Source organism: Burkholderiales bacterium, assembly GCA_023511995.1.
In the GTDB taxonomy this organism is placed as follows: Bacteria; Pseudomonadota; Gammaproteobacteria; order Burkholderiales; family Thiobacteraceae; genus Thiobacter.
In genome coordinates this window covers 1-14,436 of record JAIMAL010000013.1, presented here as the reverse complement: position 1 = coordinate 14,436, position 14,436 = coordinate 1, and the positions used below count along the sequence as shown (strand labels likewise).

Genomic DNA, 14,436 nt, shown 5'->3' with positions numbered 1-14,436 from the left:
AGGCCGGTCCATGTCGCTGGAGTTCCCGCAAACGCACATCGATCGAGGGTGCCCATGCGTAAAGCCATTATAACGTCGCTCGTGGTTGGCAGTTTCCTGGCCGGCTTCCATTCCTGGGGCGCCCGCGCAGAAGAGGCGCAGATCAAGGACGACGCGCCGGACCGCTACGTCGTGGTCAAAGGCGACACCCTCTGGGGCATCGCCGGCAAATTCCTCAACGAACCCTGGCGCTGGCCAGAAATCTGGCAGCTCAACCGGGAGCAGATCAAAAATCCCCACCGCATCTATCCCGGCGACGTCGTGGTGCTGGAGCGGGGCAGTGACGGCAAGGGGCGGCTGAAGCTCGTCCGCAGCCAGAAATACCAGGGCCGCGAGGTGGTGGTGCTGAAGCCCACGATGCGGGAGATGCCGCGGCCGGAAGCCGCCGCCATTCCCGTCATCTCCCCCGCCGACATCGGGCCTTTCCTCACCCAGCCGCTGGTGATCGAGGAGGATGGCCTGCGGAACGCGCCCCAGATCGTCGCCTCGGAGGAGGAGCGGGTGGTCATCGGGGCGGGCAACCGTGCCTACGTGGCAGGCCTCAAGGCGGGGGATCGGGAGCAATGGCAGGTGTTCCGCCCGGGCCGGGCCCTGGTGGACCCGGACAGCGGCCAGACCCTGGGCTATGAAGCCGTCTATCTGGGGGAGGCGCGGGTGAAACGTTTCGGGGAGACCTCCACCATCGAAATCGTCCGCGCCGCCGCCGAAATCAACAAGGGCGACCGCCTCGTGCCGCTGGGAGAGGCGGAGCTCAGCAATTTCGTCCCCCACGCACCGGAAAAGCCGGTGCGGGGGCGCATCGTCGCCATCCACTCCGGTGTGGCTGAGGCCGGCCCCAAAGCCATCGTCGCCATCAATCTGGGCAAACGGGATGGCCTGGAACGGGGGCAGGTGCTTGCCCTCTACCGCCATGGCATGACGGTGAAGGTGGCCGACCAGGCCGAGGAGAGCCGGCCGCTGCGCAACTGGCACCAGACGGAATGCCTGAAGAAGGATGCCAAGGTAAGCTTCGACCAGTTCTATGACCGCAAGGAGGCCTGGGGCCCCTGTCCCCCCGAGGATGCCCAGAAGGGCATGGTCAAGCTGCCGGACGAGCGCTATGGTCTGCTGCTCGTCTTCCGCACCTTCGACCGGGTGTCCTACGGCCTGGTGATGCAGGCGGCATCCGCCGTACACCAGGGGGACGTGGTCACCAATCCTTAAGCCTCCTTCCGGCCCCCCGCCCCGTGGCCGTGATGGGCGCGCGGTTGAGTGACTTCTCCCCCGCCGGCAAGGCGAGGTCGGCCCGCCGCGGCTTCCCGCCGGCGCCGGCAGCGTTCCTTCCCTCTGCCAAACGGCCCGCCCGCCGCGGACGGGAGCGTGCCGCGGGGTAATCCATGGAACAGGGGGACGAGGTCCTCGAGTGGGTCGCCTTGGCCCTGATTCCCGGCCTTTCCGGGGAACGTTACCGGCGGCTTCTCTCTCGCTTCGGCCTCCCGGAAGCCATTTTCCACCAGCCCCCTTCCGTGCTAGCCACGGTGGTGGAACGGGAGCTCGCCCAAGCCATCGCCGCCCGCGCCTTCGACCGGGAGAAACTGGAACGCACCCGCGCCTGGCTTCGGGACCCCGCAAACCAGGTGCTCACCCTGGCCGACCGCCGCTATCCCCAGCGGCTCCTGGAAATTCCCGACCCTCCGCCGCTCCTCTACGTGAAGGGCGATCCGGCCTGGTTCTCCCGGCCGGCCTTTGCCATCGTGGGCAGCCGCAATGCCACCGCCCAGGGACGCCGGGATGCCGCCGCCTTCGCCGAAACCCTCTCCCGGCAGGGCTGGTGCATCGTCAGTGGCCTTGCCCTGGGCATCGATGCCGCCGCCCATGAAGGCGGACTGGCCGGCGGGGGCGGCAGCATCGCCGTGGTGGGCACGGGGTTGGATACCGTCTATCCGGCGGCCCACCGGGAACTGGCCCACCGGCTGGCCCAGGGAGGGGCGCTGGTGTCGGAATTCCCCTTGGGCACGCCACCCCGGGGGGAAAACTTTCCCCGCCGCAACCGCCTGATCAGCGGCCTGGCCCGCGGCTTGCTGGTGGTGGAGGCGGGCATGAAGAGCGGCTCCCTCATCACCGCCCGCCTTGCCGCGGAACAGGGACGGGAGGTGTTCGCGCTACCCGGCTCCATACACAGTCCCCTGAGCAAAGGCTGCCACTATCTCATCAAGCAGGGAGCCAAGCTGGTGGAAAGCGCCCAGGACATTCTCGAGGAGCTGGGTTGCACCGTGGCGCCCGCAGCTCCCGCGCCGCCCACCGCTGGAGCCACCTTGAGCGAGGAGGCGGCCATGTGTCTGGCCGCCCTTGGGCAGGCGCCCTGCGGGCTCGACGCCCTCGTCCTGCGCACCGGATTGACGCCGGAGAAGCTTTCCTCCATCCTGTTGGAACTGGAGCTCGCCGGCCGCGTGGCCGCGCTTCCCGGTGGCCTCTACCAGGCGATCCACTGAACGACCCCTAAAACAATCCGGGAAGCGGATGTTCGATATCCTCGTCTATCTCTTCGAAAACTTCTTCCGTCCCGCCGGCCAGCCCGATGAAGGCCGGCTTGCGCGGGAGCTCGCTAAAGCCGGCTTTGGCGAGGCCGACATCGCCCGGGCCTTCGATTGGTTCCAGGCGCTGTCCCAGCTCGAGGACCTTCACCTGCCGGCCGGGGCGGCGAGCCGCTGCTACGCCCCCGAAGAGCTCCAGCGCCTCGATGCCGCAAGCCGCGGTCTCATTGCCTTCCTGGAAGCCTCGGGGCTGCTCACCGCCGCGGAGCGGGAATGGGTGATCGACCGCCTTTGCGCCCTCGATGAGCCGGAAATCGGCATCGAACAGGTGAAATGGATCGTCCTCATGGTGCTCTGGAGTGAGGGACGGGATTACGTTCTCGTGGAGGATTTCCTCACCGGTTCACCCCAAGGCCCCCTGCACTGATCATTGCGCCCCCGGGGATTGCGGCTTGCCAGCGCAACGCCCGAGCCCTTAATATCCGGCGGCCGTTCACCCGCATCATCCCATGTCCCAGCGTTTGCTCATCGTCGAATCGCCATCCAAGGCGAAAACCCTGAAAAAGTACCTCGGCAATGGTTTCGACGTGGTCGCTTCCTACGGCCATGTGCGTGACCTCGTGCCCAAGAGCGGCGCAGTGGACCCGGAGCACGGCTTCGCCATGAAATACCAGCTCATCGAACGGAACGCCAAGCACGTGGAGGCTTTGGCCAAGGCGGCGAAGGGCGCCCGGGAAATCCTGGTGGCCACCGACCCGGACCGGGAGGGGGAGGCCATTGCCTGGCACATTGCCGAAATCCTGCGGGAAAAGAAGCTCCTCAAGGACAAACCCCTGCGGCGCGTCGTTTTCTACGAGATCACCAAAAGCGCGGTAGAGGAAGCCCTCGCCCACCCGCGGGACATTTCCATGCCCCTGGTGAACGCCCAGCAGGCGCGCCGCGCCCTGGACTACCTGGTGGGCTTCAACCTTTCGCCCCTGCTCTGGCGCAAGGTGCGCCGGGGCCTTTCCGCGGGCCGGGTGCAAAGTCCGGCGCTGCGCCTCATCGTGGAGCGGGAGGAGGAAATCGAAGCCTTCGTGCCCCGGGAGTACTGGACCATCCACCTCACCTCCCACAAGGGACGCCAGAAATTCGGCGCCCGACTCATCCAGTTCGAAGGCCGCAAGCTGGAACAGTTCAGCCTCGGAGACCAGGCCGAAGCCGATGCGGTGCTCGCCCGCCTGCGGGAGGCGGGCGAAGTCGCCCTGGTGCGCAGCGTGGAAAAGCGCAAGAAGACCCGCTCGCCCTCGCCCCCGTTCACCACCTCTACCCTGCAGCAGGAGGCGGTGCGCAAGCTGGGGTTGTCTGCGGAAAAGACCATGCGCATCGCCCAGCAGCTCTACGAAGGGGTAGACATCGGCGGTCAGGCCGTGGGTCTCATCACCTACATGCGCACGGATTCCGTGAATCTCGCGCGGGAGGCGGTGGAGGAGATCCGCGCCTATATCGCGGAACATTTCGAAGCCGGTTATCTGCCCAGGCAGCCGGTCACCTACCGGAACAAGTCGAAAAATGCCCAGGAGGCCCACGAGGCCATCCGCCCCACCTCCATCGCGCGCACGCCGGAGGCGATGCGCAAATACCTGACGGCGGAACAGGCCAAGCTTTACGAGATGATCTGGAAGCGGGCACTCGCTTCGCAGATGAGCCCCGCCAAATATGACACCGTGAGCCTGGACATCGAGCTGGGCGCGGGCACCCTGTTCCGCGCCAGCGGCCAGACCCTCACCTTCCCCGGCTTCATCGCCGTCTATCAGGAAGGCGCCGACGAAGTGCCGGAGGAGGAAGGGGAGATGCGGCTGCCGCCCCTAGAAGAGGGGGAGGAGGTGCCGGTGGACGAGGTCTTCGGCGAACAGCACTTCACCCAGCCGCCCCCCCGGTATTCCGAAGCGAGCCTGGTCAAGGCCCTGGAGGAATACGGCATCGGCCGCCCCTCCACCTACGCCACCATCATTTCCACGCTGCTCAAGCGCGAATATGTGGTGCTGGACAAGAAACGCTTCCGTCCCACCGACGTGGGGCGGGTGGTAAACAAGTTCCTCACCGAACACTTCACCCGCTATGTGGACTACGATTTCACCGCCCGCCTGGAGGACCAGCTGGATGACATCTCCAACGGCAAGGAGGACTGGATCCCCGTTCTGGAGCGCTTCTGGAAGGATTTCTCCCGGCAACTGGCGGACAAACAGGGCATCGCCCGCCGGGAGGTGACCAGCGAAGCCCTCGAGGAGGCCTGTCCCAAATGCGGCCGACCCCTTACCCTGCGCTTGGGCAAGCGGGGCCGTTTCATCGGCTGTTCCGGCTACCCGGAGTGCGACTACACCCGCAATGCCAACGAGAGCGCAGAAGCCTCAGCGGCCCCGGCGGAGACCCTGGAGGGGCGCCATTGCCCCAAGTGTGGGAGCGGCCTCCTGATCAAGTCGGGACCCTACGGCAAATTCATCGGTTGTGCCGCCTACCCGAAATGCCGTTACATCGAGCCCCTGGAAAAACCCCGGGACACAGGGGTCACCTGCCCGGAATGCAAACAGGGGACGCTCTTGGAGCGGAAAAGCCGCTACGGCAAACTTTTCTATTCTTGCAGCCGCTATCCGGAATGCCGCTATGCGGTCTGGAATCCCCCCCTTGCGCAATCCTGCCCGAAATGCGGCTGGCCCATTCTCACCCTGAAGACCACCAAGCGGCGGGGTACGGAAAAGGTCTGTCCGCAAAAGGACTGCGGTTTCAGCGAGCCCGTGGAGGCGCCGGAGGGCGCCTGAAACCCCCTCAGACGTCGATGTTGCGGGCCACCAGGGCGTTGGCTTCGATGAACGCCCGGCGGGGTTCCACCGCCTCGCCCATCAGGGTGGTGAAAATCTCGTCGGCGGCGATGGCGTCCTCGATCTGCACCTTGAGCAGCCGCCGCACCGCCGGGTCCATGGTGGTCTCCCACAGCTGCTCCGGATTCATCTCCCCGAGGCCCTTGTAGCGCTGGATCTGCAGGTTGCGCTGCACCTCTTCCAAGAGCCAGTCGAGCGCCTGTTTGAAGCTGGTGATGGCAATCTCCTTCTCCCCCCGCCGGATGCTGGCACCCGGCCCCATGAGACCCTGGAGGAGCGCCGCGGTGGCGCGCAGCTGAGCGTAATCGCCGCTTTCCAGGAAATCCCGGTCCAGGGCGGAAGTCTGCAGATTCCCGTGATGGCTGCGGGTGATGATGATCCGGTGGCTTTCGCTGGGCTCGTGGTATTCCGCACGCAGGGTGACCGCCGGGTCGTTCAGCACAGCAGCGAGGGCCTCGGCGGCAGCCAGCGCGCGATCCGCCGTGGAAAGGTCGAGGGGGGGTGTATTGAGCAGGGCATAAAGGGTGGCTTTGTCGATCACCTTCGACAGTCGCTCGATCACCGCCTCGGAGAGAAGGTAGGACTTGGCGAGAGCCGCCAGCGCCTCCCCCGTGAGGGGTTTGGCCCCCGCAGCGGGGGTGAGGACGGTATCGGTGAGGGCAAGCTCGAGGAGGTATTCCTTGAGCTCGTGGTCATCCTTGAGATAACGCTCCTGCTTGCCGTGTTTGACCCGGTAGAGGGGCGGCTGGGCGATATAGACATAGCCCCGCTCGATGAGCTCCGGCATCTGGCGATAGAAGAAGGTGAGAAGCAGCGTGCGGATGTGGGAGCCGTCCACGTCCGCATCGGTCATGATGATGATGCGGTGGTAGCGGACCTTGTCCGGCGAATATTCATCCTTGCCGATACCGGTGCCCAAGGCGGTGATGAGGGCGGCGATTTCCGCCGAGGACAACAGCTTGTCGAAGCGCGCCCGCTCCACGTTGAGGATCTTGCCCTTCAGGGGCAGGATGGCCTGGAAGCGGCGATCCCGCCCCTGCTTGGCGGAACCCCCGGCGGAATCCCCCTCCACGATGTAGAGCTCCGACTGGGCGGGATCCCTTTCCTGGCAATCGGCAAGCTTCCCCGGCAGGCCCATGGAATCCAGGACCCCTTTGCGGCGGGTCATTTCCCGGGCACGGCGGGCCGCCTCCCGGGCGCGGGCCGCCTCGATGATCTTGGAGGCGATGATTTTGGCGTCCGTGGGCCGCTCCGCGAGGAATTCCGCCAGTTTCGCCGCCACAATCTCCTCCACCACCGGCCGCACCTCGGAGGAAACGAGCTTGTCCTTGGTCTGGCTGGAAAACTTGGGGTTGGGCACTTTCACCGAGAGGACGCAGGTCAGCCCCTCCCGCATATCATCGCCGGTGGTCTCCACCTTGGCCTTTTTGGCGAGCTCATTCTGCTCGATGTAATTGTTGAGGGTGCGGGTAAGCGCCGCGCGCAAGCCCGTGAGATGGGTGCCGCCATCCCGCTGGGGAATATTGTTGGTGAAACAGAGGACGTTCTCCTGATAGGCGTCCGTCCACTGCATGGCCACTTCGACGGTGATGCCGTCTTTCTCGCCTCGGGCATAGAAGATGTTGGGGTGGAGGACGTTCTTGGTGCGGTTCATATACTCCACAAACCCCTTCACGCCGCCGGAGAAGGCGAAATGCTCCTCCTTGCCGGTGCGCTGGTCCACCAGGGTGATGGAAACGCCGTTGTTGAGGAAGGAAAGTTCCCGCAGGCGCCGGGCAAGGATATCGTAGTGGTACTCCACATGGCCGAAGATCTCCTTGTCGGCCATGAAATGCACTTCCGTGCCCCGCTGCTTCGTCTCCCCGATCACCCGCAGGGGCGCCACCGGCTCGCCGCGACGGAATTCCATGTAGTGCACCTTGCCGTCGCGGCGGATGGTGAGCTTCAGCCACTCGGACAGCGCATTCACCACCGACACCCCGACGCCGTGCAGGCCCCCAGAGACCTTGTAGGAGTTGGAATCGAATTTTCCCCCCGCGTGCAGCACGGTCATGATCACTTCCGCCGCGGAACGTCCCTCCTCGGGGTGGATGTCGGTGGGAATTCCCCGGCCATTGTCGGCGACGCTGATGGAGTTGTCGGTGTGGATGACCACCCGGATCTCGTTGCAGTAACCGGCCAGGGCCTCGTCGATGGCATTGTCCACCACCTCGAAAACCATGTGGTGCAGGCCCGTGCCATCGGCGGTGTCGCCGATGTACATCCCCGGGCGTTTGCGCACTGCCTCCAGACCCCGCAGCACCTTGATGGCGGAGGAATCGTAGGTCTTGGCCTCCAAGTCCACCTTGTGGGCCTGGGCCTCCTCCTCGCTGCGGAAACAGGCGAGTTTCTCCTCACCGGAAAAGACACACCATTCCCGGCCGGATTTCTTCACGATCAAATCACGCATCGAATCAATCCCAATGTTTCACGTGAAACATGCGCTAGATGCGCATGGGCATCACCACGTACTTGAATCCCGGATCCTCCGGGGCAGTGACCAGGGCACTGCTGGACGAATCCCCCAGGGCCCATTCCACTTCCTTCGCCTCCAGGTGACTCAGCACGTCCAGCAGGTAACTCACGTTGAAGCCGATGTCCAAGGCCTCACCCTCGTAATCGATCTCCAGTTCCTCCTGGGCTTCCTCCTGCTCGGCATTGGTGGCCAGCACCTTCAGGCTGTTTTTGGTGAGGACCAGCCGCACACCCCGCACCTTCTCGTTGGAAAGGATCGCCGCCCGCTGCAGGGCCTGCTGCAGCAGCAGCCGGTCCACCCGGAAGCGGTTCCGGTAGCCGGTGGGGATCACCCGGTTGTAGTCCGGGAATTTGCCGTCCACCACCTTGGAATCCAGGACGATGGCGTCGAAGGCGAAGCGCACCTGATTGCGGGCGAGGCGCACCGTCACCGGCTCCTCGCTTTCCCCCAGCAACCGGGCAAGCTCCAGCACCGTCTTGCGCGGCACGATCAGCTCCTGCGGCTCCCCTGCTGCCTCCGGCAGCGCCTGCTGGGACAAGCTCAGTCGGTGGCCGTCGGTGGCCACCAGCCGCATCTGGCCCTCCCCCACCACCAGCAGCATGCCATTGAGGTAATAGCGGATGTCCGCCTGGGCCATGGCGAACTGCACCTGGCCGATGGCATGGCGAAGCCGCCTTTGCTCGAGGACGATCTGTCTGCCTTCCCCTTCCGCCGCGCTGAAACGGGGAAAATCCTCTGCAGGCAAAGTCTGCAGGCTGAAGCGGCTTTTTCCTGCCCTTACCACCAGCCTGCTGTCCTGGAGTTCCAAGCTCACCACAGCGTTCTCCGGCAGGGCGCGCAGGATGTCCTGCAGTTTCCTCCCCGAGCAGGTGGTCTGGAAAGCTTGTTCACAGTGGCCGGGTGTGGTTTCGCAGCGGATCTGGATTTCCAGATCCGTAGCAAGGAAGCTCAGCCGCGCCTCCCCACCCTCCAGGAGCACATTGGAGAGGATGGGAAGGGTGTGTTTGCGCTCGACGATGCCGGTGACCGCCTGCAGGCCTTTGAGCAGGACGTCCCGGTCGGCTTGGATCAATAGCATTGTTGTTTTCCCTTGTGGTAAGTCTGATAAGGGCGCTGGATATGTGGATAACTGAAAAAATGGTTTTCCTTCAATCCCTTGCTGTGCCTCTGCCTGTGCATGAAGCAGGGGAGGAAAGGCGGACGGTTTTGTGGAGGATTTCTTTTCCCCCGCTGTACGCCCCTTTGTCCCCAAAACACCCCCAGCCTACCCTCACCTTGTTCCCCCCTCAGCTGCGCAGGGTCTGCATGAGGACAGTGAAATCCCGGTTGAGGGTCGGGTCCACATTGCGAAGTTCCTCAATGCGGCGGCAGGCGTGGAGCACCGTGGTGTGGTCCCGTCCGCCAAAGGCATCGCCGATGTCCGGCAGGCTGAGCTGGGTCAGTTCCTTGGCCAGCGCCATGGCGATCTGCCGGGGCCGGGCCACTACCCGGGAGCGTTTCTTGGAGTACATCTCGGCGACCTTGATCTTGTAATAGTCGGCCACCGTCTTCTGGATGTTCTCGATGGAAATCTGCCGTGTCTGCACCGCCAGCAGGTCCTTGAGGGCCTCCTTGGCCAGGTCCACGGAGATGGGCTGGCCGGTGAAGCGGGAATAGGCAATCACCCGCTTGAGCGCCCCTTCCAGCTCCCGCACATTGGAATGGATTTGCTTGGCGATGAAAAACGCCACCTCCTCCCCCAGCTCTACGTTTTCCCCTTCCGCCTTCTTGAGGAGGATGGCCACCCGCATCTCCAGCTCCGGTGGTTCGATGGCCACGGTGAGTCCCCAGCCGAAGCGGGAGACGAGTCGGTCCTCGATGCCCTGCATTTCCTTGGGATAGGTGTCGCAGGTGATGATCACCTGCCGACGGGCCTCGATCAAGGCGTTGAAAGCGTAGAAGAATTCCTCCTGGGTGCGGCTTTTGCCGGCGAAAAACTGGATGTCGTCGATGAGGAGGAGATCCAGGGAATGGTAGTAGCGCTTGAAATCATTGAAGGATTTGTGTTGGTAAGCGCGTACTACGTCTGAAACATAGCGTTCCGCATGGATGTAGCTGATCTTCGCGTGACGATTGTGCTCCAGCACCAGGTTGCCGATGGCCTGGATGAGATGGGTCTTGCCCAGCCCCACGCCGCCATAGACAAACAGCGGGTTGTAGGCGGCCCCCGGATTTTCTGCCACCTGCAGGGCTGCCGCCCGCGCCAGCTGGTTCGCTTTTCCGGTGACGAAGTTGGCAAAGGTAAAGGCGGGATTGAGCCCCGTGGGGTTTTCTTTTTCCCGCTGTACAAGGCCAAAGGCCTTGGCCTCGGCTGTCTTCCCTTCCGGCCTGCCCTCTGCCTGGCCCAGGGCCACCTCCACCGTGACGGGACGGCCGAAGTGCGCCTCCGCGAGCTCCTGGATGCGGCCCAGGAATTTGTCCTTCACCCACTGCTGCACGAAGCGATTGGGGGCGATCAGCCGCACCCCTTCCCCACCCTCCTCGGCGCGCAGGGGTTTGATCCAGGTGTTGAACTGTTGCGGCGTCAACTCCTTGCCGAACCGCTCGAGACAATGCTGCCAAAAGCCTTCCATCCGGATTCGCCTTCGTTTGTCTTAAAGTCGTTGGGGTTAAGGAGTGGCCCAGCCGGGCGGGGGGAGGTGCCATTGTACCCCAACCACGACAGTTATCCACAGGAAAAGGGGCGGGCGGCGAGGATTTAATCATTGACAGGGGAGCCCCAATCCCGCTTAAATATGCGGTTTTCAGATTTCAAGGCCGAAGGCAGACGATGAAACGCACCTACCAGCCCTCCGTTGTGCGCCGCAAGCGTACCCATGGTTTCCTCGTGCGGATGCGGACCAAGGCCGGCCGCGCCGTGATCAACGCTCGCCGCGCCAAGGGTCGCAAACGCCTGGCCGTCTGACCGTTGCCGGTGGTGGGGGAAGCCTTTCCCTTCCCCCTGCCCGCGGGGTGTGCCGGTGACGGCCCGCTACGGTTTCCCGCAAAGACGCCACCTGCGGAAAACGGACGAGATCTCGTCCGTTTTCGGTTTTAAGCGGCGGGCAAGCAGCGCCCATTTCACCGTTTGGGTCCGCCCCAATGGCTTAAGCTACGCCCGGCTTGCCATCATGGTGCCGCGGCGCGTGGCGTCCCGGGCGGTGGATCGCAACTACATGCGGCGGGTGGTGCGGGAAGTCTTTCGCCTGGGGCAGGCGGGCTTCGGCGCCTGTGATGTCGTGGTGCGGGTCGCCAAGCCCTTCTGCCGGAAGGACTTTTCCTCGGTACGGGAGGAACTCCTGCGCCAGCTTGCGAGATTGTGTCCATGTCCCGAATCCTCATCGGTCTGATCCGCCTCTACCAATACCTCTTGAGCCCCCTCCTCGGGGACCGCTGTCGCTATCACCCAACCTGCTCGGACTATGCCTGCGAGGCCATCCGAACCCACGGGCCGCTGCGGGGGATGGGGTTGGCCGGCCGGCGACTTTTGCGCTGCCATCCCTGGGCGGCGGGGGGATGGGATCCCGTGCCCCCTGCCTCCAGGAAAGCTTGAGCACCTCCCATGGACACCCAGCGCCTCATCCTCTTCATCGTCTTTTCCTTTTCTCTGCTCCTCCTCTGGGAGTCCTGGCAGGAATACCACGCGCCGAAAACGCGGCCGGCGGCGGTTCAGCCAGACAGCGTGCCGAAGGCGCATACCTTGCCTGAGGGTGCCGCACCGTCCCCCGCCCCGAACAGCGGCGCGCCCTTAAGCAAAGGCCAGCGCATTTCCGTGCGCACCGATTTGCTGGACGCGGAAGTCGACACCCAGGGAGGCGACCTGCGCCGGGTGGTGCTGCTGAAACATGGCGCGGCGACCGACCGGAAAAAACCTTTGGTGCTCTTAGCCGACGAGCCGCCTCACTATTACGTGGCGCAAAGCGGGCTCCTGGGCGAGGGACTCCCCAGCCACAAGGAAACCTTCCGCGCCGAAGCCACCGCCTACACCCTCGTTCCGGACCAGTCCAGCCTCACCGTCCGCCTCTACTGGGAAGGCCCAGGGCCGGTGCGGGTCACCAAGTCCTACACCTTCCACCGGGGCAGCTATGTGATCGACGTGGGGTACGAAGTCCACCGCGCGGGAGAGTCCTCGAACCCTGCCGCCTATTTCCAGTTCCTGCGGGATGACTCGCCCCCCGAAGGGGAATCCCGCTTCCTTTCCACCTACACTGGCCCCGCCCTCTACACCGAGGCACAGAAGTTCAGGAAACTGTCCTTCTCCGACGTCGCCAAGGGCGTGAGCCCCATCACCGCCCAGGATGGCTGGGTAGCCATGGTGCAGCATTATTTCCTGGCGGCCTACCTGCCGCCGCCGGGAGTTGCGCGGGAATATTACGCCCGCAAGGTGGCGGACAACCTCTACACCGCCGGCGTGATTTTGCCCCTCTCCTCGAAAGCCGAAGGCACGCTGCAGGTGACCACCCGCCTCTATGTGGGTCCCCAGGAGCAGGACACCCTCAAGGCCCTTGCCCCGGGCCTGGAGCTCGCGGTGGACTATGGCATGCTCACCGTGCTTGCCGCGCCCCTCTTCTGGCTCCTCAAGACCCTCCACGACTGGCTGGGGAACTGGGGCTTTGCCATCATCGCCCTCACCGTCATCATCAAGCTGGTCTTCTACCCCCTTTCCGCTGCCAGCTACCGTTCCATGGCCAAGCTGAAGGCGGTGGCGCCCAGGCTCCAGCGCATCAAGGAACTCTATGGGGATGACCGGCAGAAGCTGCACCAGGCCATGATGGAGCTCTACAAGACGGAAAAGATCAATCCAATGGGCGGCTGTCTGCCGGTTCTGGTGCAGATTCCCGTCTTCATCGCCCTCTACTGGGTGCTCCTCTACAGCGTGGAGATGCGGCATGCCCCCTTCATCCTGTGGATTCAGGATCTCACCGCTCCCGATCCCTATTACGTGCTGCCCATCCTCATGGGGCTGTCCATGATCGTGCAGACCAAGCTCAACCCCACGCCGCCGGACCCCATCCAAGCGAAGGTGATGATGATCATGCCGGTGGTCTTCTCGGTCATGTTCTTTTTCTTCCCCGCCGGCCTCGTCCTCTACTGGCTGGTCAACAACCTCCTCTCCATCCTCCAGCAGTGGCGCATCAACCACGTGCTGGGGATGGCGGAAAAAGGTGGCCTCGCCCGCTGACACCATCGCCGCCATCGCCACTGCCCCGGGGCGCGGGGCCATTGGCGTGGTGCGGGTGTCGGGCCCGGCCACGCGGGCCATCGCCCAAGGCATCCTGGGTCGAATCCCGGTCCCCCGCCACGCCACCCTGGCGGATTTCCTCGATGCCCAGGGCGAGGTGCTGGATCAGGGCATCGCCCTCTTCTTCCCCGCCCCCCATTCCTTCACCGGCGAGGACGTGCTGGAGCTGCAGGGACACGGGGGTCCCGCCGTGCTGCAACTGGTGCTCACCCGCTGCCTCGCCCTGGGGGCGCGCCTGGCCGAGCCGGGGGAATTCACCCGCCGCGCGTACCTCAACGACAAGCTGGACCTCGCCCAGGCCGAAAGTGTGGCCGATCTCATCGAGGCCGCCACCGCCCAGGCGGCGAGGAGTGCCCTGCGTTCCCTGCGCGGGGAATTCTCCCGGGAAGTGGGTGCCCTGCGAGATGCCCTCATTGACCTGCGCATGCTGGTGGAAGCCACCCTCGACTTTCCCGAAGAGGAGCTGGAATTTCTCGAGGCGGCCCATGCCCGGGAAAAACTCTCCGCCTTAAGGCAGCAGCTCGACGCGGTTTTCGCCCGCGCCCGCCAGGGGAGTCTCCTCCGGGAAGGCCTGCATGTCGTGTTGATCGGCCGGCCCAACGTGGGCAAATCCAGTCTCCTCAACCGCCTGGCGGGGGAGGAGGTGGCGCTGGTCACCCCCATTGCCGGCACCACCCGCGACACCGTGCGGGAACTCATCCAGCTTGACGGCATTCCCGTGCACATCATCGACACCGCGGGGTTAAGGGAGACCACGGACGAGGTGGAGCGGTTGGGCATCGCCCGCACCTGGGCCGCGGTGGAGAAGGCCAACATCGCCCTCCTGGTGACGGAAGCGGGAACGGCGCCGGCAGCGGAGGACGAAGCCATCCTCGCGCGGCTGCCCGCCGGACTGCCGGTGTTGCGGGTGGTGAACAAGATCGATCTGCTGGGGGAAGCCCCGCGCCTGGCGGAGGAGACCGTTTATCTTTCCGCCAAGACCGGTGCCGGCATCGAGCTTTTGCGTCGCCGCCTGCTTGCCCTGGCCGGCTGGCAGGAGACGGGGGAAGGCGTGTTCATGGCCCGCGCCCGGCATCTGGAGGCACTGACGCGGGCCCGCGCCCATCTGGAAGCGGCGGATACCCACTGGCAGGAGCTGGAGCTTATGGCGGAAGAACTGAAACTTGCCCACAACGCCCTGGCTACCCTCACCGGCGAATTCACCTCGGACGATCTTCTGGGGGAGATTTTCGCCCGCTTTTGTATCGGAAA

General features: G+C 64.4%; 12 protein-coding genes. 9 read left to right on the top strand and 3 right to left on the bottom strand.

The genetic code is table 11. From position 1 onward, the window contains the following. Positions 1-54: 54 nt before the first annotated feature. From K6T56_08010 to topA, 4 genes are all read left to right on the top strand, one after another. Positions 55-1,242, top strand: coding sequence for a LysM peptidoglycan-binding domain-containing protein (locus K6T56_08010; GenBank protein MCL6556287.1), 1,188 nt, complete (start codon positions 55-57; stop codon positions 1,240-1,242). Positions 1,243-1,415: 173 nt separating this feature from the next. Continuing rightward, a complete protein-coding gene (gene dprA / locus K6T56_08005; GenBank protein ID MCL6556286.1) occupies positions 1,416-2,510 on the top strand; it encodes a DNA-processing protein DprA in 1,095 nt (364 codons plus the stop codon). A 28-nt stretch (positions 2,511-2,538) separates the two neighbouring features. Beyond that, positions 2,539-2,979 carry a DUF494 domain-containing protein gene (locus K6T56_08000; protein ID MCL6556285.1) on the top strand — a complete coding sequence of 147 codons (441 nt, stop codon included), beginning with the start codon at positions 2,539-2,541 and terminating at the stop codon, positions 2,977-2,979. An 82-nt stretch (positions 2,980-3,061) separates the two neighbouring features. Next, entirely contained in the window at positions 3,062-5,350 is a 2,289-nt protein-coding gene (gene topA, locus K6T56_07995) for a type I DNA topoisomerase (GenBank protein ID MCL6556284.1), read from the top strand. Between the two features lie 7 nt (positions 5,351-5,357). Here the strand turns inward: topA and gyrB are convergent, their stop codons facing one another. From gyrB to dnaA, 3 genes are all read right to left on the bottom strand, one after another. Beyond that, the gene (gene gyrB, locus K6T56_07990; protein ID MCL6556283.1) at positions 5,358-7,859 is read right to left on the bottom strand and encodes a DNA topoisomerase (ATP-hydrolyzing) subunit B; all 2,502 of its coding nucleotides are present in this window, start codon (positions 7,857-7,859) and stop codon (positions 5,358-5,360) included. A 34-nt stretch (positions 7,860-7,893) separates the two neighbouring features. Beyond that, positions 7,894-9,003 (bottom strand): DNA polymerase III subunit beta, encoded by a 1,110-nt coding sequence (dnaN, locus tag K6T56_07985; GenBank protein ID MCL6556282.1) that lies wholly within the window; start codon positions 9,001-9,003, stop codon positions 7,894-7,896. Between the two features lie 208 nt (positions 9,004-9,211). Beyond that, entirely contained in the window at positions 9,212-10,537 is a 1,326-nt protein-coding gene (dnaA, locus tag K6T56_07980; protein ID MCL6556281.1) for a chromosomal replication initiator protein DnaA, read from the bottom strand. A 197-nt stretch (positions 10,538-10,734) separates the two neighbouring features. On the opposite strand from dnaA, the gene rpmH reads away from it, so the two are divergent. The 5 genes from rpmH to mnmE all read left to right on the top strand — a co-directional run. Continuing rightward, positions 10,735-10,869: a 50S ribosomal protein L34 gene (rpmH, locus tag K6T56_07975; GenBank protein ID MCL6556280.1), complete on the top strand. Its 135-nt coding sequence runs from the start codon at positions 10,735-10,737 to the stop codon at positions 10,867-10,869. A 55-nt stretch (positions 10,870-10,924) separates the two neighbouring features. Next, on the top strand, positions 10,925-11,293 hold the full coding sequence (rnpA, locus tag K6T56_07970) for a ribonuclease P protein component (protein ID MCL6556279.1): 369 nt from the start codon (positions 10,925-10,927) through the stop codon (positions 11,291-11,293). Further along, positions 11,269-11,496 (top strand): membrane protein insertion efficiency factor YidD, encoded by a 228-nt coding sequence (yidD, locus tag K6T56_07965; protein ID MCL6556278.1) that lies wholly within the window; start codon positions 11,269-11,271, stop codon positions 11,494-11,496. Before rnpA ends, yidD begins: the two co-directional genes overlap by 25 nt. Before the next feature lie 9 nt (positions 11,497-11,505). Further along, positions 11,506-13,125, top strand: a complete 1,620-nt coding sequence (gene yidC, locus K6T56_07960) for a membrane protein insertase YidC (protein ID MCL6556277.1) — start codon at positions 11,506-11,508, stop codon at positions 13,123-13,125. Then, positions 13,109-14,436, top strand: a 1,328-nt coding sequence (gene mnmE, locus K6T56_07955) for a tRNA uridine-5-carboxymethylaminomethyl(34) synthesis GTPase MnmE (GenBank protein ID MCL6556276.1), incomplete at its 3' end; no start/stop codon positions are given. The genes yidC and mnmE, both read left to right, overlap by 17 nt.

What these genes read in the sequence shown, in the direction of transcription:
- dnaN (MCL6556282.1), bottom strand. Translation starts at nt 9,003, where the DNA reads ATGCTATTGATCCAAGCCGACCGGGACGTCCTGCTCAAAGGCCTGCAG.
- topA (MCL6556284.1), top strand. Translation starts at nt 3,062, where the DNA reads ATGTCCCAGCGTTTGCTCATCGTCGAATCGCCATCCAAGGCGAAAACC.
- dnaA (MCL6556281.1), bottom strand. Translation starts at nt 10,537, where the DNA reads ATGGAAGGCTTTTGGCAGCATTGTCTCGAGCGGTTCGGCAAGGAGTTG.
- yidC (MCL6556277.1), top strand. Translation starts at nt 11,506, where the DNA reads ATGGACACCCAGCGCCTCATCCTCTTCATCGTCTTTTCCTTTTCTCTG.
- rpmH (MCL6556280.1), top strand. Translation starts at nt 10,735, where the DNA reads ATGAAACGCACCTACCAGCCCTCCGTTGTGCGCCGCAAGCGTACCCAT.
- K6T56_08000 (MCL6556285.1), top strand. Translation starts at nt 2,539, where the DNA reads ATGTTCGATATCCTCGTCTATCTCTTCGAAAACTTCTTCCGTCCCGCC.
- yidD (MCL6556278.1), top strand. Translation starts at nt 11,269, where the DNA reads ATGTCCCGAATCCTCATCGGTCTGATCCGCCTCTACCAATACCTCTTG.
- gyrB (MCL6556283.1), bottom strand. Translation starts at nt 7,859, where the DNA reads ATGCGTGATTTGATCGTGAAGAAATCCGGCCGGGAATGGTGTGTCTTT.
- dprA (MCL6556286.1), top strand. Translation starts at nt 1,416, where the DNA reads ATGGAACAGGGGGACGAGGTCCTCGAGTGGGTCGCCTTGGCCCTGATT.
- K6T56_08010 (MCL6556287.1), top strand. Translation starts at nt 55, where the DNA reads ATGCGTAAAGCCATTATAACGTCGCTCGTGGTTGGCAGTTTCCTGGCC.